General features: G+C 43.8%; 19 protein-coding genes. 10 read left to right on the forward strand and 9 right to left on the reverse strand.

The window, feature by feature from the left end; genetic code table 11:
• Positions 1 to 11 precede the first annotated feature (11 nt).
• Together HRI96_RS05590 and HRI96_RS05595 are read left to right on the forward strand one after the other, a co-directional pair.
• A complete protein-coding gene (locus HRI96_RS05590) occupies positions 12 to 1049 on the forward strand; it encodes a uracil phosphoribosyltransferase (RefSeq protein WP_210118516.1) in 1038 nt (345 codons plus the stop codon).
• Positions 1050 to 1165: 116 nt separating this feature from the next.
• Entirely contained in the window at positions 1166 to 1795 is a 630-nt protein-coding gene (locus HRI96_RS05595; RefSeq protein ID WP_210118517.1) for a tetratricopeptide repeat protein, read from the forward strand.
• 105 nt (positions 1796 to 1900) lie between these two features.
• Here HRI96_RS05595 and HRI96_RS05600 read toward each other — a convergent pair whose 3' ends face one another.
• The 5 genes from HRI96_RS05600 to HRI96_RS05620 are packed head-to-tail and all read right to left on the reverse strand — an operon-like array spanning position 1901 to position 9175.
• On the reverse strand, positions 1901 to 3301 hold the full coding sequence (locus HRI96_RS05600) for a nucleotidyl cyclase domain-containing protein (RefSeq protein ID WP_210118518.1): 1401 nt from the start codon (positions 3299 to 3301) through the stop codon (positions 1901 to 1903).
• A complete protein-coding gene (locus HRI96_RS05605; RefSeq protein ID WP_210118519.1) occupies positions 3298 to 4755 on the reverse strand; it encodes a 6-hydroxymethylpterin diphosphokinase MptE-like protein in 1458 nt (485 codons plus the stop codon). The genes HRI96_RS05600 and HRI96_RS05605 overlap by 4 nt, the downstream gene beginning before the upstream one ends.
• The gene (locus tag HRI96_RS05610) at positions 4739 to 6259 is read right to left on the reverse strand and encodes a 6-hydroxymethylpterin diphosphokinase MptE-like protein (protein WP_210118520.1); all 1521 of its coding nucleotides are present in this window, start codon (positions 6257 to 6259) and stop codon (positions 4739 to 4741) included. Before HRI96_RS05610 ends, HRI96_RS05605 begins: the two co-directional genes overlap by 17 nt.
• A 15-nt stretch (positions 6260 to 6274) precedes the next feature.
• Positions 6275 to 7138, reverse strand: coding sequence for a hypothetical protein (locus HRI96_RS05615; RefSeq protein WP_210118521.1), 864 nt, complete (start codon positions 7136 to 7138; stop codon positions 6275 to 6277).
• Entirely contained in the window at positions 7139 to 9175 is a 2037-nt protein-coding gene (locus HRI96_RS05620; RefSeq protein ID WP_210118522.1) for a midas domain-containing protein, read from the reverse strand.
• Between the two features lie 236 nt (positions 9176 to 9411).
• On the opposite strand from HRI96_RS05620, the gene HRI96_RS05625 reads away from it, so the two are divergent.
• Entirely contained in the window at positions 9412 to 9909 is a 498-nt protein-coding gene (locus tag HRI96_RS05625) for an FtsB family cell division protein (protein ID WP_210118523.1), read from the forward strand.
• Complete coding sequence (locus HRI96_RS05630; RefSeq protein ID WP_210118524.1) at positions 9890 to 10471, forward strand: L-threonylcarbamoyladenylate synthase; 582 nt, start codon at positions 9890 to 9892, stop codon at positions 10469 to 10471. Before HRI96_RS05625 ends, HRI96_RS05630 begins: the two co-directional genes overlap by 20 nt.
• Before the next feature lie 135 nt (positions 10472 to 10606).
• Here the strand turns inward: HRI96_RS05630 and HRI96_RS05635 are convergent, their stop codons facing one another.
• Complete coding sequence (locus tag HRI96_RS05635; protein ID WP_210118525.1) at positions 10607 to 11527, reverse strand: TP0183 family DNA metabolism protein; 921 nt, start codon at positions 11525 to 11527, stop codon at positions 10607 to 10609.
• Entirely contained in the window at positions 11524 to 11985 is a 462-nt protein-coding gene (gene smpB, locus HRI96_RS05640) for an SsrA-binding protein SmpB (RefSeq protein ID WP_210118526.1), read from the reverse strand. The genes HRI96_RS05635 and smpB overlap by 4 nt, the downstream gene beginning before the upstream one ends.
• 78 nt (positions 11986 to 12063) lie before the next feature.
• Here smpB and lepB point away from each other — a divergent pair, with 78 nt between their 5' ends.
• A complete protein-coding gene (gene lepB / locus HRI96_RS05645) occupies positions 12064 to 12762 on the forward strand; it encodes a signal peptidase I (protein ID WP_210118527.1) in 699 nt (232 codons plus the stop codon).
• Between the two features lie 9 nt (positions 12763 to 12771).
• A complete protein-coding gene (gene hemW, locus HRI96_RS05650; protein ID WP_210118528.1) occupies positions 12772 to 13998 on the forward strand; it encodes a radical SAM family heme chaperone HemW in 1227 nt (408 codons plus the stop codon).
• Here hemW and HRI96_RS05655 read toward each other — a convergent pair.
• On the reverse strand, positions 13952 to 15334 hold the full coding sequence (locus tag HRI96_RS05655) for a HAMP domain-containing sensor histidine kinase (RefSeq protein WP_210118529.1): 1383 nt from the start codon (positions 15332 to 15334) through the stop codon (positions 13952 to 13954). The two genes, hemW and HRI96_RS05655, sit on opposite strands and share 47 nt — an antisense overlap.
• Positions 15331 to 16026 carry a response regulator transcription factor gene (locus HRI96_RS05660; protein WP_210118530.1) on the reverse strand — a complete coding sequence of 232 codons (696 nt, stop codon included), beginning with the start codon at positions 16024 to 16026 and terminating at the stop codon, positions 15331 to 15333. Before HRI96_RS05660 ends, HRI96_RS05655 begins: the two co-directional genes overlap by 4 nt.
• A 347-nt stretch (positions 16027 to 16373) precedes the next feature.
• Here HRI96_RS05660 and HRI96_RS05665 point away from each other — a divergent pair, with 347 nt between their 5' ends.
• From HRI96_RS05665 to HRI96_RS05680, 4 genes are read left to right on the forward strand one after another with little or no spacing between them, the layout of a single operon-like run.
• Positions 16374 to 16571: a flagellar FlbD family protein gene (locus HRI96_RS05665; RefSeq protein ID WP_210118531.1), complete on the forward strand. Its 198-nt coding sequence runs from the start codon at positions 16374 to 16376 to the stop codon at positions 16569 to 16571.
• Position 16572: 1 nt separating this feature from the next.
• Positions 16573 to 17355, forward strand: coding sequence for a motility protein A (locus tag HRI96_RS05670; protein WP_210118532.1), 783 nt, complete (start codon positions 16573 to 16575; stop codon positions 17353 to 17355).
• 4 nt (positions 17356 to 17359) lie between these two features.
• Positions 17360 to 18082 carry a flagellar motor protein MotB gene (motB, locus tag HRI96_RS05675; protein ID WP_210118533.1) on the forward strand — a complete coding sequence of 241 codons (723 nt, stop codon included), beginning with the start codon at positions 17360 to 17362 and terminating at the stop codon, positions 18080 to 18082.
• Positions 18083 to 18127: 45 nt separating this feature from the next.
• The gene (locus HRI96_RS05680) at positions 18128 to 18682 is read left to right on the forward strand and encodes a flagellar basal body-associated FliL family protein (protein WP_346267171.1); all 555 of its coding nucleotides are present in this window, start codon (positions 18128 to 18130) and stop codon (positions 18680 to 18682) included.
• The last annotated feature ends 4 nt before the right edge of the window (positions 18683 to 18686 follow it).

An 18686-nucleotide genomic window follows, 5' to 3' on the forward strand; every position in this document is an offset into this window, starting at 1 on the left:
AGGAGTTTTTCGTGGTTGACGACAGAGTGATTTTAAAAGCAGAAGACCTTGACGGATATCTTACAAGACAGGATAAACTTAATCTCGAGCGGCTTGAAGAGATGTACAGCGAGACCATGCGGTATTTTCAGCCGGAAAACAAAGAAAAAATAATTTCCCAATACGATAAAATGGGACACACGATGCAGGAAATTTGCGCCGCACATCCGGACATACAGGTTTATTCTTTTGTGACCGAAGAAGGCGCCCATGCCGAAGCTTCCCGCGTCATTTCAAAACTTCGGGACGTCAATACGAATCATCAGGAATTCATGTATTACAGTCAGCGCGCGTATGAAATGCTTTTTAGAATGGCCTATACCGACCAGCACAGCGATAAAAAGAATTATATAACGGTAAAAACGCCCGTAACTTCGCCGGTGCAGAATTTCGCCGTACATAAAATACCGAATATCGACGAAAAAATCGAAAATTCCGTAATGTGCGTAATGCTTCGAGGAGCCTTGCTTCCCAGCATGATCATGTCAAAAGAAATCGAAGAGTATTCGTCGCATAACTATGTTACCCCGTTTGCGCTTTTTAAGATCAACAGGGACGACACAAAGACTGAATCCAATATGGAATATGTTCTCAATTTAAAAAATTCTTTTTTTAACCTTGAAGAGCTTGACGGCAAGGATCTCATATTTGCCGATCCCATGAACGCCACAGGCGGTTCCTTGGTTACCGTAATACGGTATTTGCAGTCTCAGGGCGTAAAACCCAAGTCCATAAAATTCTTCAACGTGATATCCGCATTAAAGGGAAGCATCCGAGTTACGCGCGCGCTTGAAAACTGCACGTGTTATACCCTGTGGCTTGATCCCGTCTTGAACGTAAAGGCTTATATCATGCCCGGTTTGGGCGATGCCGGCGACCGCCTTAACGGGTGCGACAACTATGATTCTCCGCGCAATATTATCCAGCTAATTGCGGATTACGGAAGCAATATTTCAGGCTTGTACCGCTCACAGCTGTTTAAGATCGAACAGACTGTGCTTGGGAAGTGATGATTTTCCGGCCACTTCATTGTTCAATAAAACGGTGCGTTTTGAAAACTAAGTGTTCAATGCGAGATTCCGGCAGTGTGCCGCTTCCGGCCGTACGCTTACAAAGCTTTTCGTTCATGTTTTTTCTTTTAGCGGCGGTATTTTTTTTCTGTTCCTGCCGTTCCGGAGCAGTTTTAGACGTTCCCGTTCCGAGCGAACAAAAAGTCGTAAAGAATAACATCGCTTCCGAATATTATTCCATCGCGGAAGCGTACTTTGATTTAAAAAATTATACGAAGGCTGAAACTTATTATAAACTTGCCATGAGGGAAGAAAGCCTAAGGAGCGCATCCTATTATCAGCTGGGACGCGTGTACGCGCTTTCAAAAAGATGGGACGAAGCGAAAAAAGTTTTTACCGATTTAATAAAAAAAGATCCTGAAAATCTTTCGTTTGCGGAATCATTGGCTTACATCACAGCGATGAGCGGTGAAACGGCTTCGGCTCTTGAAATGTATTTGGATTTGACAAAAAAAAATCCTGATAATTCCGAAATTCTTTGCAATTATATTTCCCTGCTTATCTATACTGAAAAGACCGAACTAGCGGAAAAAGAGCTGATTAATCTCAAAAATAAATTTCCGGACAACGCGAACATAGAAAATTTTCAAAAAAGAATATCCGAAGGAACCGAGAAAGCGGAAAAAGCCAAAGAAGAAGAAAATACGGAAAAAAACAAACCCGCATCGGGGAGTGAAGGCGGCTAAAACCGCCTCAATCAAAAGAATTTGCGCCAAGCAAGAAAGCCGCTTCAACCGAATAAATGCGCCCGACGCGTCGATTACTACCGGTCGGCCCCACGTGTGTCCAAGTTAATTTTGAGCTAGAAATTTGCGGTATTTTTCCGGGTCTACGCGGAAGGCGACGATCGGAGAATTTGCGTCGTTTAGAGCGTGTTCCGCAGCCTGCTCCGATTCTGCAATCAACCTGTCGCATGAAATCAGGCGAAGCGAACGCGCTGAAATACCGATCGCAGGCATCATATTTAATCCTTCGCTGCGTAAGACAGTGATAAGCTCGCCATGAAAATTTTCGGCTATACCCAAAGCGGTATCGAGGTTTATCGCAGGCCGTATTACGGCAAAGCCGTCGTCGCCGAATTCAAAAATCATATCTACAAAACTGAAATATTCTTTAATTACAGGAACGACTTTTTTTATGCGTTCGTCGGAAAGTTCAAGTCCCGGAATCCGTATTATTAAAAACGAAAGATCCTGCTCGACTGACGCGGCTCTTACCAATTCATCTTCAAGCCGTATTTTTAAATATGCCTCTCTGCAAAATCCCGTCAACGGAGAAAAAAGCTCTTCGTCCTTGTGAGGCGCAGTATTTGCGGGCTGTTCCCGATCTAGCTGGGGTGTGTCTACGGGAACGTCGTCTATCCATTCGGATTCGATTATTTTTTCATCGCCCGTTTTTTCGCCGGCCTTTTCAGCTGTTTCCGTCGCGTTTGAGAGTTCGCCGGTGCCCGTGTCTTCAGCGCTCGTGCTTTCATCGCATGCCGCTTCAGTTCCTTTGTTTTCGGCGTCAAAACTTTCATCTGTGTTATATTCTTCCAAGCTTTCCGCCGCCGCTTCGCCGTTTTCAATGCCTTCGGCACCTTCGCTTTCCTGCGGATAATCGTCTCCGATCGTAAAATCTTCCATGCCTAAATCAAAAGCGCCGCCGGCTGTGTCATCTGAAGCGTTTAAATTGTTTGCTTCCATACCGGCGGCTTCAGGCGCTTTTTCAGAAAGATATACGTATAAAAGCATTATCGCAGTGATAAGCGTTCCCAGAAGTATTATAAAAAAGGCGATGCGGGCGTTGTCGAATATCGAATAGGGCGTAAGAAGATACAAAGTTTCGGTAAGGACGATAGTCCCTTCGGGTGCTTCTATATGCGTAGTAAAAGTTTTTACAAGGGGGGAATCGGCGCCCGTTTGATTCGGAGGAAACTCGTACAGCATTTTGCCGTTATATTCCAGCCGGACGGAAAAAAGGTTTGCGGCTTTTGAAACTTCGTTTACAAAATACGGTATGAATTTTTCCGAAAGAACGGGAGTCTCTGAAATAATATCCGATGTCTTTTTCGATAGCGATAAAAAATTCTCGGAAGAATCTTTTATGCCTTTTCGATAATCTTTTACGGTGCTTACGATAAGATTTGCGACAGTCAGCAAAAATATGACTGAAATAACGCCGGAAACAATACCGATCTTTTTGGATTTCATATCTTATAATTATAACGTAAGAGAGATGTCTGTGCAAGTTTTAGCAGTTCGTCGAATTCTTTGTCTTTTAATTCAGGATTTTTTCGCAAAAAAGCGATAAATGGCAAAAAAGCGAAGAAATTCGATCGGTCGCTTAAGTGTTTCATAAAAACCGAAAAATCAAAATTTTGAGGATTTTCAATCCTATGGGGAAGAGCGGTGCGATTCGTTTTCAACTTTTCCTTCCATATTCTAAACGTGTTTTTATATGAATTGAGTATTTGAGTTGTGCGGATCACCGGGTTTCCCGCATCCGGTATGAGCGGAGTGCGGAACATCAATGCGCAGTATCTTTGCTCGGCCGAACAAAGCCTGTATGACTGAGAATAAAATCCGCTTTCAAGATACGTGCCTCTCGCATAAGGCTTTCCCGAAATGTATGCAAAATCCGCTCCGAACATTTCGATGTTTGAAAAACCCGCTTTTGCGGCAAAATCGGCCGCAGCTATCGTTACAGTTCCCGCTCCCGTTTCCAAATTCATAAAATCTTTTTCGGACGACAGCATGGGATGCCCCGTTCTTACAAACAGGATCCTGTTCTTTAAAGCGTAAACGCGGCGGACGGCGCACGGAGACGCACAGACGTCAAAGACAAATAGGATGCCGCCGGGTATTTCAAGCATAAAATGCGCGTGTGAAATAAATTGGCCGTCTATGGAAACGACTGCGTCGGGTTTTATATTGTGTTTTAAAAGCGTCCCCAAGGCGGTGTCGGTTGAAATTATATAATAATTTTTTCTTTCCATTTTTAATTTTTTTACGGAATCGTCAAGGCTCGGCCCTGCTGCAACGACGGCGGCGGTCTTTTCTACGGGAAAAACCGTTTTTTCATTTATTCGGCCGTCTTTGCTTTTTAAAGCCTTATTTAAAAACAGTAAATTCCGCACGATATTATATTGCCATATTTTACCGAAATGACTTTGCACCGAATAATCCGCCGATATTGAGGAAAGTTCTTTTTTTAACTCCGATATTATGTTTTTCACTTTTTTTTCGGCGGCAGTCCCCCACGCCCTTTGAATCAGAATATTAAGATCCTTGTGCAACGCGGGAATATACAGCGTCTTTAAAAGTTGGGCGGCTTCGTTTCCGTTTTCTGCAGCGCAAAATATCACATTTCCGTTTTTCATCAGATCCTGAACGCACGGAATTTTTGATATGAACGAAATGTCCTTTGCGGAATTTTCTACTGCGATTATCCTTGCGCCGGGGAAACGTTCGAGCACCGAGCGTATGTGGTATCCTCCGCCTATCCCTAGAATTACAACGAACGAGGATTTTTCAGGAAGCTGCCCGGTAAAAGAGTGCGCTTCAGCTTCGGGATCATATTTTGAATGCATTGGCCTTCCGTCAAAAAAAACGGGTACGGGCAAAGAGTTTTTTGCTTCTATGATTTTTTCATACAACATGTTCATCTAAAATCCGCCGTAAAGACGCTGTTAAGTCTTTATTTTTGGTTACGAGAATCCGTCTGAAACGTTTTCGGTCTTCCTCTGAAATGCTCCGTTTAAAGCATATATAGTCAGCCGGAAAAGCGTTTTTAAGCCATTCGTCGGTTTTTCCTCCTGTCGTATCGGCTGAAAGGGAATCTATGAGATCTTCCATCTTTTTTATGCGCGTTTGTTTTTTTTCAAGCATGGAAGTTTCTAAAAATGACGGAATTAAAACATTTTTTTCCGGAGAAAAATCGGCCCAATCCGAATCTTCCATATCTCCGAGTTTGTTTGAATACTTAAAATTGCAGCTTATCCGCCTTACGCGCTTGTAAAATTCTTTTTTTTGATTTGAAAACCAGCTGCGGTATATTTCCATCACGGGCGAATAAAATTCCGCTTTTGTGGTTCGGCTTAAGAGCGGGCTGAGACGGCCGCATGTGTTTTTATGTTCGTTTTCAAGCGCATTCGGCTGAACGTGCTGAAATCCTTTCGTCTGAGCCATGTCCAATCCGCAAAAATAAACGTTTCCGGACGTTATCGAAAGCGCAAATTGCACCGCCGTACCGCTTACGGTTCCGTTTCTGACAGCGGGCGCCGCTTTTACGCCGAACGCGTCGAAAAAATTTTTTTCAGGAAAATCACCGTAACTTAAAGGAATTACGGGAAAGATTTTTAAAATTTTTGTGGGGCAGCAGGATTCGCAGCTTAAGGCCAGCAAAATATCATTTTTTCTACAGCGTTCAAGGATTTCAAGGTGTTTTTTTGCGTAGTATCCTCCGTCGGTAGAAATGCACATATCGGGAATCAAGCCGTCATATAGCAGCGCTTCTATCGACGAAGAAAGCGCAATGATAAAGATTCCGTCTCTGTATTTTTTTAAATACGGGATTGAATTTTTAAGGCTCGGCCCCGACGCCGTGATAAATACCGGAGAATTTCCCAAGCGGATATTTTGCGCTTCGACAATCCTGTTTATTTCCAGGAAAAAACGGCACGAGTTTTTAAGCCATCTTTTTGCAAAATAGGAGCGCGTTGCCAGAACCGCCCGGCTTTTTTCTACGGCGGCCTTTATTTCAAGCCATGCGAGGCTGTTTTGTTTTTCAAAGGCTTTTGAAGACGGCTGCCATGCGGCAAAAAAACAGTTTAAAATTCCTTCTTCACCCAAAAAATCGAAAATTTCATTTTCAAGGGATTTTTCCGGATCGAAGTAAAAGACTTTGTCCCAGTTTTTATCCTTGTTTTTAAAACAGCTGCAGTAACGGACTGCAAGAAATTTTGTAAGCGGAAACCTTAAGCGGAGTTTTTCAAGACAGTACGAAAGAGCCGGTTCCGTTATTAATATGTGAGAAGGAGTGAAGGGGATTTCCAAATTTTCTGCAAAGCGTTCGGCTTCCTTTTGCGGATCATACGACGAATGTATATTTATTCCGTCTACGGAACAGGTTTCGTTGCCGTTTTTTGCACGGAAAAAAGAAATCTCCATAAAGAGCTTCCTCTTTCAGCCTGTAAGTAAAAAATTGCGGATTTCTGCCGGATTTTTCGAGATTCCTACTGAAAGTAAAAGGACTTTTGATGCGGCTTTTCCACCTAGTATGACTTTAAAAGCTTTTGAAATGTGCGTTTGTAAAAGCAGGGGATCGAGTTCTTCGCCAAAAAACATCGCCGCTTTTATTTCATCGTTTTGTCCTTTAAAACATATATGATCGTTTGAAAGCGAAGTCTGCAGTATCCTGAAAAGTTCCTTATATACGGTTTTTTCAAGTAGTGAGTTTATATCGTCGTCGTAAAGACCTGATGCGGCAAGGCTTTCTTTTATAGCAGTCTTTAAAGAGATAAGGAAAAGGTGAGCGGGTTTTGAAGGCGGATCTACCGAAAGCTCGGCCGTTTGCCCGGCATCGCCGTCTTTTGTATTAATCGAAACGGGAAAAGGCAGGACTTTTTCTTTCGAATCGAAAGAAAAGATCATGATCACGGGGGATTCGCCGCCGCTTTCAAGTTTCAAAAAATCTATGCGCTTTACGGATTCTTTATAATCTTCCGAAAGAAGCTGATAAAACGGTTCCGCCGGCTTTGTTCCCGTAAAGACGGACTGCCAGCCGTCTTTTTGTAAAAAAGTTCCGTAAAAAAAATCGCGGCTTGAAACCGACGAACAGACGGTCACTGCGTCGATTCCTACGGCGTCCGCCATCACGTATTTTTTTTCGTAAGGCTTAAAAACCGCCGCATGCTCAAAATTATTTTGCTTCGCCCACTGATAAAAATCGGAAGGAGAAGCGGATTTTTCAATCTTGGAAAGCAGTCCGCCGCTTTGCCCTGTCTCTGCCGTTCGGGAAAAAAGCAACGCTTCCTTTAGCAATCCCATTTAAGCCAATCCGAGCTCTGTAAACAGCTTTTTATAAGTGACGAATTGTTCCGACCGCGCGAATTCCGAAATTTTTTCGTCCGGAAGGTTTTCCAAAAGCTGATCCATGTATGAAAGAACGGCCTTAATGTCTTTTGTAAGGTCTTGCGGTATTCCCGTAGAAGTTGAGTCCGCTTCGTTTGAAGGAGGAATGTGTTTTGCCGTTTCTTCAAGGGCTTCGATTTCCTGTTCGGAATCTTTATTAAGATAATTTAAAGTGTCTTCAGTAAGCGCATCCGCGATCGGGGGATCCTGGGGATATAATTCATCCAGAGTATTTAAATCCGCATCTTCTTGTCCGCCGCTTTCCTGAACCGTCTGCACGTCTTCAAAAAAATCTTCCATCGGCGGCAGTTCCGCCGAAGCATCGTCTTTTTCATCTGAAACAGACTCGAAATCCTCCGCACTATCAAGTTCTGCGGGTGAATCTTCCGCCGTATCGTTAATCTCTGCGAACGAAGTTTCAGCATTATCCTCGAGCGACTCGGACGAATCCTGCGAACCCGCCGAATCGATAAGATCTACGGACGATGACTCGACCAACACGTCTTCGATTTTTGGGACGGACATTTCTTCAGGGATAATTTCCGAATCTTCTAGGTTTTCGTCCTGTTTTAAATCTTCTGCGGAAGGCTCTTCCAATTGTTCGCTGTCGAAATCTATTGAAAGATCGTCGTCGGCCGGTGTAGGAATTGAAGCAATTTCGTCGGCGCTTTCCGTATCGGGAACGTTGTTTAAGGCCGTAGCGTCTTCATTAGGAGCCTGCGCCGTATCCTGTTCTTCAGTAAAATCGGCATTGTTCATTATGTTGTTAAGTTCGTCGCCCGACAGCGATATGGTTTCGTCTTCGTCGATGTCGCTGAAAAAGCCTCCTTTTTCAGCGTCCGAAACGCTTGCGCTTTCAGGTTTCACATTGCCGTTTTTAAATTCGGCGAAATCGTTTTTAAGCGAAGAAATTTCATTTTGAAGCGATAAAAGTTCTTTTTGAATCTGTTCGAGTATCGCGTTGCTGCGATTTATTATTTCATCTTTCGCGTCGACTGAAAATTTTTGATCGTCGGACGGCGAGGCAGCGTAAGGCTGATCTTCTTTTACATCATGGTCAAGCACTTCGTCGGTAAAAGATGCCGTCTCTTCGTCGAATATGTCGGGAACAAAGGTGTTATGTTCAGCCGCAATATCTTCGCCCTCTCCCTCCGGTTTTTCAGATTCGATTTTTTCTTCTTCGGGAATTTCAAAATTTTCATCCGAATCTGTGCTGATCGCCGTATCCGTATCTGTCGTAGAAACCGTATCTTCATCCGATACCGGTATGTCATTTCCCCATGAAATTTCATCCGTCGTATCGGCATTTTCGGCTATGTTTTCGTCTATATCGATCGTTTCGGATTTGCCGGACGCATTGTCGTCTTTTTCATCGAAATCTATGTCCGCAAAAAAATCTTCATCGGACGATTGTTCATTCTTTGTTTCTTCTTTTACTTCGTCTGTCAGCTCTATGTCGTCAAAGGTGGGAAGAGGATTTGCGGCGGAATTTTCCTGAAGCATGTCGTCTATGTCGGGTAATTCGTATTCTTTCTGACTTCCGCCTTTTTGTTTATTCTCTTGTGCGCTGTCGTCAAAGGAAATATCGAACGGATCGTTGTCCGAAATATCTTTAGTATCTTCTAAAGGCGGATCGAAAATATCGCCGCCGTCTTTGTTTGCGTCGTCTGAGGGTTTTCCGCTTTCAACGGAATCCGTTTCTGTTATATTGTCCGTTATGTTGAGCAGTTCTTCGCTTGTGAGAGAAGTTTCTCCTGCGGCAAAGTTGTCTTTTGAAGCGGAATTATCGGCCTGGTCGTCAATCGAGGAAAAGTCCGGCAAGTCTGCGGCTATGTCAAAAGAATCTTCCGCCGCCATGTCCGGCGAACTGTCTTCCGATGGAATGTCTTTGGGGCTCTTTTTTACCCATACTCCGTAGTTGTCAAGAGCATTTTTGTTATCGGAATCTATCATACAATCCCCTCTTTATATTTCCCTTGTTACCGCAAGGCAATAGATTTTGCATAAACATATGAGAGAGCGTGTTTTTCAGCTGGTTTTACGATCTGCTCAAATGCCGTTACCTTATGAATATCGGTATATTTTAATCAAAACTGAAATATTTTATCACAGTATACCATATAATATAACACATAACTTTAAAATAATAATCCAGAAAAAACGAATTTATGTCGATACAAATACATATAATGAAATGTTTTTCTTTTTTGATCGCCGCTTTTTTCGGAGTTTTTTCCTATGTAGCTCTTTCTCTCACCGTCGGACAAAACGGGCTGTGGTCTGAAAAACAGTTAAACGAACAGAAACGTCTTTTAAGCCTTCACACTGCAGGCATTCAAAAAATAAACGACGAGCTGACGCTCGAATACACCGCTCTTCAAAAAGATCCTGATGTGATCGCCGCGTATGCAAAAAAACTGGGCTATGTGGGCGAAAATGAAAAACTTGTAAAAATAACGGGACTTCACGCCGCTCCGGTAACGTTGTATAATACGGGAACCGTCTTAAAAAGGCAGTCGGTTCTTTATATTTCGGAGTGGGTGTGTAAAGCGTTTGCCATGACGGTGTTTTTTATCGCTTTAAGCATTCTGTTTTTAACCGATTACAGCCGTAAACTCGGCTCAAGACACGGAAACAACGGTAAAAAAATAAGGGGAATTCCCATATATGATCTGCCGCAAGTCTGATGAGGATTCTGCGTTAAAGGCGTCTTCGTTACTACGTAAAGGAAAAATCGTGATATTGCCTACGGACACGGTTTACGGTTTTTCAGGTATTGCGGACGGATACGGAAGCGGGATCGCATTTAAAACGGCCGAGCTTATCCGGCGCATAAAGGGCCGCAGCGAATCCAAGCCGATGATAGAGCTTATCGCTCGCCCCGAAGACATATACAAGTACACGGATACTGAAATTCCTTTAAAACTTTTGGAAAAATGGCCCGGCGCGCTGACCTTGATCGTAAAAAACAAAAATTCCGATAAAACTACCGCTTTCCGCTGTCCCGGAGACGCATGGCTTCGTAGCGTCATAGCCGCCTGCGGTTTTCCGATATATTCGACGAGCGTAAACAGAAGCGGCCGCCCCGTGTTGAATAAGATAAGCGAGATATGCTTGGAATTTGAAAAAGATTGCGATTTGATCGTCGATTCAGGCGATACCGAAGACGCTCTTCCGTCGACTATAGTGAGCTTGGTTCAGCCCTGCATAAAGATTTTAAGGCAGGGCGAAGTTAAGGTAGAGCTTTAAAGCCTGCTGAAGCTATATTTAATCCCGCGAACGGCGCGTTCGCGGGATTTTTTTACCGCCGGCTCATTCGTGCGGAGATTCGATATCCCGGCGCCGCTTGGAGCCTTGTTGCGTAACCTGCGGTGAAATTCCTGATTATTTTCTCGTCCACGTAACTTCCGCCGTTCCCTGTGCGGCTCCCGTCGGTGCGTTTTTATCTTCTACAAGAGTTTTTTTGCTTCCCTGCATGGTGTTCAAGTCCGTAAGCGTAAGCAGCCATTCAAGAGGAGCCGCCGTGGGAGCGTTTTCAAGGGCGGTCTTTCTGGGAAGCTCGGGAAAAAACGAAGCGTTTGATTTTCCCGCCTGCGTAATGCTCACTACGGAAGATCCGTCAGCATTTTCCTGTACGGAAACAAGTATATTCATAGTGGCGCCGTTTTTGTAAATTATAAAGCCGCGGCCGCCGCGCAATATGACGATTTTATCTATGAAATTTTCTCCCTGCCACGTTCCTGCGATGGATTCCGTAGTCGCCTGGAGCGCGGCGGCCGATTTTTGCGGCTTGGATTGCTGTTGTTCCGGAAAATCGGACGGCTGTTCTGTGTGATCCATGTGATCCATGTAGTCGCGGAGCGTTTCTTCTATTGCGCTTTTCGCTTCGGTGAGTATTTTGTAGTACGATGTGTATTCTTTTTTTAACACGGACTTTCTGGACGAATCTTGCGATTGCGCGTGCAGTATGCTTTTCCAGTTGCCGTTCCCCGACGTTTCTATCTCTACAAAAAAAATAACGGAATCCGTACCGGTCGCCGGAGGTTCTTTTAAAACGATAAAGGCCTCGCTTCCCTCCGTGGTAAAAAATGCGTCCGCGCTTTTGTCTTTGACGGTGACGAAATTCATCTCTTTTAGCTGAGCAAAATATAAATTCCGCGTCATGTCTATCATGTTTTTATCGCCCGAAGACGAATACACTCCGTAAAAATCGACGTTTAGCTGTTGGAATTCCGCCTGCGCGTTTACGAAGTTTACGCATAAAAGAGAAAAGCATAAAACAAAAAAACTAAAAAAACGCTTCATCTCTGATTTTGCCTTAATTCCCTTTGTAAATCGCGCTTGACGTCGCGCGCTTTTATATCAGCTCGTTTATCGAACAGTTTTTTGCCCTTGCAAAGACCGAGCGTTATCTTCACTCGACCTTTTTTTAGATAAAAATCCAGAGGGATCAGAGTAAATCCTTTTTCGTCCGTTTTCCTAACCAGACGCTTTATCTCTTCCCTGTGCAAAAGGAGCTTTTTCGGCCTGTCCGGGTTATGATTGAACACGGATGAAAACGAATATTCTGAAATATGCAAACCTTTTACCCAAACTTCCATGTTTATAATTTCGGCAAAAGCGTCGGGAAATGAAATATTTCCCGCTTTTACGGACTTTACTTCGGTTCCTTCCAAAACTATACCGCATTCAATTGATTCTTGAATACTGTAGTTAAATCGGGCTTTTTTATTTGCAGCTATAAGCTTTCGTTCTTCACTCATCACATATAATATACGTTATAGCCGATCTGTTTTCAACTTATGATTGCTTCAGTATTTGCATTGTGATATTCTGATTTTATGAAAAAAAACGATCTTTATGAACTTTCATATGAATTAAAACGGCAGCTTCACCTGCGCATTATCGTAAGCGTCTTATCTTTTGTATTCCTTTGCGTTTTTATAACGATCATATTGAACTTTTTCGTTTTTCCCGTAAGACAAAAATCCGTCTCTATGGAACCGTCCGTTTCTCCCGGCGCGTGTATAATGATAAGCCGGTTATATAATGAAATTAAACGTGGAGAGCTTATTCTTGTTCAGCCGAAGGAAGCGGTAAAGATACCGTTTGCATTGAGGGCTCTGGATTATGTAGCCGCTTTTTTTACCGGCCAGCGAATTTTTCCGTTTTCAATGGCTAGGGGTGCGGAAAAGCCTCTTTTGCGGCGCGCGGTCGGGCTTCCCGGCGATACGATATACATGAAGGATTATGTGCTTTACATAAAGCCCGCAGGGCAGCAATATTTTCTTACGGAATTCGAATATATGAAAATTCCGTATCAGGTTTCCATCGATCCTTTAAATTCCGAGTGGGATTCAGCTCTAGGCTCCATAGGTAACTTTGATCCTGTTTTTTTGGACAAAGACGAATACTTTGTTCTAGGCGACAACAGAACCTGCTCTTTGGATTCGAGACTTTGGGAAAGTTTAAGCCGCCGTTCGATCGTCGGCAAGGGATTGTTCCAATATTTCCCGTTGAGCGGTATGCGAATATTCTGATCCGCCCTTATGTCCGGTTCCGTTTCGCTTTACATACATATCCCGTTTTGTAAAAAAAAATGCGGTTATTGTGATTTTTTCAGCGTAGAATGCGCTTTAAATAAAATTCCCGACGAGTATATAAGAGCCGTAATTTTTGAAGCGGAGTTTTATGCAAAAAAATACGGCGTGGACAGTTGGCGTACGGTCTACATAGGCGGCGGAACTCCGAGTCTCATGACTTCGTCGCAGATTTTGTCGCTTTTAAAAGGAATTTCGCGTACGGCGCTTTTTCCCGCCGGATGTGAGATAACCGTTGAGATGAATCCCGACGATGTTTCACCCGATCTTCTTTTTGCGGCTGAAGACGCTGGTGTGAACAGGCTTTCAGTAGGAATACAGACCTTTGACGATGAAATTCTTAAAGGCTTGGGGCGCCGCTGTACGAAAGATATAAACCTTGCCGCCTTGAACCTTATACAAAAAAAATGGAAACGCCGCTTTTCTGCGGATCTGATCGCGGGTTTCCCGCAGGAAAGCAAAAAGCAGCTTAAACAAAATATTTCGACTTTGATGTCTTTTTGTCCCGATCATATTTCCCTTTATGCGCTGAGCGTAGAAAAAAAAACTCCCTTGGGTAAAGAAATTCTTTCGGGACGTATGCCGTACGATTACGGCGCCGCGGATTCATGCTGGATATGCGGCAGAAATTTTCTTGAAAAAAACGGATATCCGCAGTATGAGGTTTCAAATTTTTCAAAGCCGGAATTTGAAAGCGCTCACAATAAGGTTTATTGGCGCCTTGAAAATTATGTAGGCGTGGGGGCGGGGGCGAGCGGCGCCGTGTATTCCTGCCGAAATTCATCCGAAGAGGGCGTGCGCTGGACGAATACGGCCGATATCGGTCGGTATATTTCTTTTTGGAACGAGGTTGGCGTTTCAAATTTTTTTCACTGTGAAAACTTATTAAAATCCGCACGGAATACGGAAATTCTTGACCTGAAAACGCAGGAATTTGAGTTTTTGATGATGGGGCTGAGGCTTAGAGCGGGAATTAATTCTTCAGTATACAAAAAACGCTTCGGCGGCGACTTGGGTATAAGGCTTGGCGATTTTGACGGCGGCTGTTTTTACCGCTGGGAAAAGAAAAAGCTCGCCTTACGCCGTACGGGCGACAACCTTAATCCCGGAATAAATTACGCGCTTAGCTCTAAAGGTCTTTTGTTTTTAAATTCATTTTTGGAATCACTATTGTAAAGATTGTTCCGCCGCCCTTGTTTTCTTCAACATCGATCTTCCAGCCGTGTGCGTCCGCGATATTTTTGACTACGGAAAGCCCTATGCCCATGCCTTCTTCACGCCTGGAATTGCTCGCTTTGTAAAACAGGTCGAATATGCGTTCCCTCTCCGATTTGTCGATACCGATTCCCGTGTCGGAAATGGAAATTCTTACGTCATTTTTATCTTCTTCGGCCGCTATTGATATGAGGTCTCCGTCTCGGCTATAGCGCAAAGCGTTAGAGTATATGTTTTCAAGAGCGCGCAATAAAAGCTGTTTGTTGAACGGAAGCGACAATGTTTCAGATACATTTATTGAAGACGATATGCTGCGTTTGAAAACCTTACCGGTCATAACCGCGCTTTCTGCAAATTCTTTTAAAACCGGCTCTATGAGCTGATTGGAAAGCGTTTCTTTCAGATCGCTGTTATTCAGTTTTACGTAATTTATAAGCGTTTCGATCATGGTTTCAAGCTGATCGGTTTTTGCTCCTATTATATCGAGCGCATTTTTTATCATTTCAGGATCGTCGGCTATGCCGTCGGCTATCGCTTCCGTATACCCCTTTATTACCGCTACAGGAGTGCGCAAGTCGTGGCTTATACCCATGATAAACCTTGTGCGGCGTTCCTGACTTTCTTTTAAAATCCTTCGCATCTTGTCGAGGTTTTCCGTGAGCGACGTTATCTCGTTGCTGTACTTCGCGTTTATGTCGGCGTGCAGTTCTACGTCAAGTTCTCCGTCCGCGATCCGCCTTGTGTTTTCGCCTAAAATGCTGATCGAGCGGGAAATAGTATTTGAAATTTTTACGATAAAGACGACGGTAAACAATTCGGTTACGAGCAGCGTAAAGAGCATTCCCATCATTATCTGAATATGCGGAATTTTTTTAGGTGCGTCTTCACGGGGAATTCTTCGTATGATCAGAATATCCGCCGAATCCTCTTCAAGAGCAGCCGCTACAAACTGATAAAAATATTTTTTACTGTTGATTTCAAGCGTCGTAAAAAGAACGCTGTCGTCGATTTCTCCGCCTGTTTTTAATTCGGGAATATTCGAAAGCAATACGTACCTGTGATTCATGATTATGGCGGATTCGATATTGGGCGGCATCTGCTTTATTATTTCCCTAAGAGTATTCCGGTCGTTTTTTGAAATAAAAGAATCCCATATTTTATGCGTTTTACCGTAATCCCTGAGCAAAGCGTGCTTGGGATCCGTAAAATAATAATAAACCGGCAGAGCGACGGCGCACAAAAGAGGAATTATTATGCTTCCTGCAATAAAAAGTTTAAATTGATTTTTTAACTTCATTTGTCCGGATCTTCAAATCTGTATCCTTGTCCGAATACCGTCTTAATATAGACAGGATCGGCGGGATTTTTTTCTATTTTTTTGCGAAGCCTTTGTACGTATACGGCCACGGCGGTAAGGTCTCCGTACCGGTTTTTCCAAACGTCCTTATAGATCGTCTCGGGCGAAAGGGTTTGCCCTTTGTGTTTGAGTATGTACTCGAGCATTTCATATTCCTTTGTTGAAAGAGGAATCTTTACGGCGCCCTGCTTAAGCACGCAGCTGTTTAAAAGAACCGTGAAATTTCCGAATTTTATACATTCTTCCGCCGCAGCCGCGGTTTCGGCTTTGCGTCTAAGACTGCTTTCCACTCTGGCTACCAAAACCCGCGGAGAAAAAGGTTTGGTCACAAATTCGTCCGCTCCTATACCAAGTCCGTTTATGATGTCTTCGTCGGAATCCCGCGCCGAAACTATTATGACGGGCACGGATGCTCCATATTTTTTTCTGAACCGTTCAAGAAAGTCGAATCCGCTCATCCCCGGCAAATTCAAATCCAAAAGCAGAAGGTCGGGGTGAATCGTATCTAAAATTTCAAGCGCCTTTTCCGCAGTTCCCGCAGACGTAACCTTCATATTGGATTTTTTCAAATACATCGAAATAAGATCTGCCATTTCGGGAACGTCTTCTATGACAAGGATATGCGGATCCATATTAACACCTCTTTTAATGGAATACTGATTAATTCGAATGCGAATTAATCAGTACTTCCTTAATACGATACAAAAGCTGTTTGAAAAAGACAATAGGGAACATTGCTGCAATAACGCTGTTTTTACAGCCGCCTTTTCGGGTTTTTATATATTGCGGCAGTCTCACTATTATTCTTTTGCTAAACAGACGTTCGAGTTTTTCCGATACTCATAATGGGTAGTTTAAAATCGGCGAGAGCCGTATTTAATACTTTAGGAGATCGGTTTTTGCATCTGTAATTGCAGGCTGTGAATAACTTTCCGGCTTTCTACTTGACGCTTGAGGTGTAAGCGTAGAAAATAACATTATGATCAAGGTCACGCGGCTGGACGGCAAGACTTACTGGATAAATCCTCATCTGATTGAAAGTATGGAACAGACCCCTGATCTTACGCTTGTCATGCTTTCGGGAAGAAAGATAATTCTTAGGGACGCGCCTGAAAAAGTTATTTCAAGTATAATAGATTACCGTAAAAAAATCGGTATAAATACACAAGAGGAATAAGATGGATGTAGCAACCATAATAGGTATTGTCGGCGGCGGCGCCATGATAATCATGTCGGTCATGACGTCCGGAGGAACGCTCGGAGGGATAATCGATATTCCGTCGGTGTTTATGACAATCGGAGGATCGTACTTTGCACTGTACATAGGATTCCCTCTGAGTAAGACGCTGGGGCTTTTTAAGATCATGGGAAGGGCTTTTAAAGTTCCCGATTTCGGCGAAAAACAAATAGTCCAAAACCTTGTAGCCCTTTCCGAAAAGGCAAGGCGGGAAGGAATTCTTGCGCTTGAAGACGGGCTTGACGACATTGAAGACGCGTTTATGCGTACGGGACTGCGTCTTGTAGTAGACGGCACGGACGGAGCTATAATTCGTTCGATACTTGAAAATGAAATGAATCAGGTAGAAGGCCGCCATATGGCGTGGATAACCGTAATAAACCAATGGGCGGGTTTTGCCCCCGGTTTCGGTATGATGGGTACCGTCGTAGGTCTTATAGGAATGTTAAACAACCTTGAAGACAAGTCTTCTTTAGGTCCCAATATGGCTGTCGCCCTTATAACTACCTTGTACGGTTCCATGCTGGCTAACTGGCTTATAACTCCGTTTTCGCAAAAACTTCTTACGCACAACGCAGCTGAAATAAAAACAAAAGAGATGATCATAGAAGGAGTGCTTGCGATTCAGGCGGGCGAAAATCCGCGCATCATGGCGCAAAAACTGCTCACATATCTAGATCCGATTACGCGGAAATCCATAGAAGCCGAAGTGTTAAAGGATTAGTGTTATGGCTAAAAAGTCCAAAGCGCCTGAAAAACCGTCTACCGCGTGGATGGGAACTTACGGTGACATGATCACCTTGATGCTCTGCTTTTTCGTAATGTTGTATAATCCTTCCGAAGTAGACACCACGTCTTTGGCGCAGATGGCGGCTTCGCTGCAGATTACGTCAAGCACTACGGGAGGTATATCGCTTTCCGCCGGTCGGCTTTCGGATCTGGGAAACAATATAAATTCTCTGCCGTCTCTTGAAAAAGGCGTTTCTTTAGGGCTTGCAAAAAAGAAGGCTGTAAGCCTTTTCGCTCCGGACGTAAAATCGAACAGAATAACCATAACGAGCGATGAGAGAGGTCTTGTGATAACGCTCGCTTCCGACGCCTTCTTTAGAGAAGGAAGCGCAGATCTGAATATCGACGAAACGAGAGACACCTTGCTGCGTCTTTCTTCATTCTTTAACGAGCCCGAACTTTCCGGCAGATATTTCCGTATAGAAGGTCACACCGATAATACTCCCGTTCAAAACACAGCCATGTTTCCCAGCAACTGGGAACTTTCTACGGCTCGCGCGGCGAACGTGCTTCATTATCTGGCCGATTTCGGCGTAAACGAAAATGCGTTTTCTATCGCCGGCTATGCGGATACGCGGCCGAAATTTTCAAACGACACGCCGGAAGGCCGCGCGTACAATCGCAGGGTGGATATTATTATTCTGGACGAAGGACATTTTTAATGGTAATATATTTCCAAATTGATAAAATAAAAAAAGCGGAGGAAGATGATGGCAGATAACGACGATATTAATTTTGAGGAAGAATCCGGCGCCTCATCATCCGCTCCCGCTAAAAAAGGCGGCGTGGGGGCTCTTTTACCGTCGCTGCTTAAATGGGTTGCGATCACAATCGGCGCAATACTGATAATAGTTACCGTAGTTATCATTACTATGAAGGTAATGGGGGCAAATACTTCGCCTGTAGCGGCGTATCCCGTGAGCGAAGAATACAGCGGACGCAGGGAAATCTACGACTGGTACACTTCGCTCGGCGCAATCAGAACCAAAACCAGCGACGACACTCCTGCGACGGTCACTGTGGACGTTGTTTTAGGCTATAAAAAAGACGATAAGGCCGTCTCTACCGAAATAACTTCGCGCAGTATTGAACTTGTGGACTTTTTGCGCCGATATTTTACACAGAAGACGGTTGCGGAACTCAAACCTGAAAACGAAGAGAATCTTAGAAGTGAAATCATAAGGGCTGTAAACGAAACCATACTGACGTCTACCAAGATAAGGGACGTACGTTTTAAGCAGCTCGATGTAATTGAACAGTAGGGCC

The organism is Treponema parvum (genome assembly GCF_017893945.1).
Classification (GTDB): Bacteria; Spirochaetota; Spirochaetia; order Treponematales; family Treponemataceae; genus Treponema_D; species Treponema_D parvum_A.

Bases quoted from the DNA above. Each gene is read 5' to 3' on its own strand.
- HRI96_RS05595 (WP_210118517.1), top strand. From the start codon at position 1,166: ATGTTTTTTCTTTTAGCGGCGGTATTTTTTTTCTGTTCCTGCCGTTCC.
- HRI96_RS05600 (WP_210118518.1), bottom strand. From the start codon at position 3,301: ATGAAATCCAAAAAGATCGGTATTGTTTCCGGCGTTATTTCAGTCATA.
- HRI96_RS05605 (WP_210118519.1), bottom strand. From the start codon at position 4,755: ATGAACATGTTGTATGAAAAAATCATAGAAGCAAAAAACTCTTTGCCC.
- HRI96_RS05610 (WP_210118520.1), bottom strand. From the start codon at position 6,259: ATGGAGATTTCTTTTTTCCGTGCAAAAAACGGCAACGAAACCTGTTCC.
- HRI96_RS05615 (WP_210118521.1), bottom strand. From the start codon at position 7,138: ATGGGATTGCTAAAGGAAGCGTTGCTTTTTTCCCGAACGGCAGAGACA.
- HRI96_RS05620 (WP_210118522.1), bottom strand. From the start codon at position 9,175: ATGATAGATTCCGATAACAAAAATGCTCTTGACAACTACGGAGTATGG.
- HRI96_RS05625 (WP_210118523.1), top strand. From the start codon at position 9,412: ATGAAATGTTTTTCTTTTTTGATCGCCGCTTTTTTCGGAGTTTTTTCC.
- HRI96_RS05630 (WP_210118524.1), top strand. From the start codon at position 9,890: ATGATCTGCCGCAAGTCTGATGAGGATTCTGCGTTAAAGGCGTCTTCG.
- HRI96_RS05635 (WP_210118525.1), bottom strand. From the start codon at position 11,527: ATGAAGCGTTTTTTTAGTTTTTTTGTTTTATGCTTTTCTCTTTTATGC.
- smpB (WP_210118526.1), bottom strand. From the start codon at position 11,985: ATGAGTGAAGAACGAAAGCTTATAGCTGCAAATAAAAAAGCCCGATTT.
- lepB (WP_210118527.1), top strand. From the start codon at position 12,064: ATGAAAAAAAACGATCTTTATGAACTTTCATATGAATTAAAACGGCAG.
- hemW (WP_210118528.1), top strand. From the start codon at position 12,772: ATGTCCGGTTCCGTTTCGCTTTACATACATATCCCGTTTTGTAAAAAA.
- HRI96_RS05655 (WP_210118529.1), bottom strand. From the start codon at position 15,334: ATGAAGTTAAAAAATCAATTTAAACTTTTTATTGCAGGAAGCATAATA.
- HRI96_RS05660 (WP_210118530.1), bottom strand. From the start codon at position 16,026: ATGGATCCGCATATCCTTGTCATAGAAGACGTTCCCGAAATGGCAGAT.
- HRI96_RS05665 (WP_210118531.1), top strand. From the start codon at position 16,374: ATGATCAAGGTCACGCGGCTGGACGGCAAGACTTACTGGATAAATCCT.
- HRI96_RS05670 (WP_210118532.1), top strand. From the start codon at position 16,573: ATGGATGTAGCAACCATAATAGGTATTGTCGGCGGCGGCGCCATGATA.
- motB (WP_210118533.1), top strand. From the start codon at position 17,360: ATGGCTAAAAAGTCCAAAGCGCCTGAAAAACCGTCTACCGCGTGGATG.
- HRI96_RS05680 (WP_346267171.1), top strand. From the start codon at position 18,128: ATGATGGCAGATAACGACGATATTAATTTTGAGGAAGAATCCGGCGCC.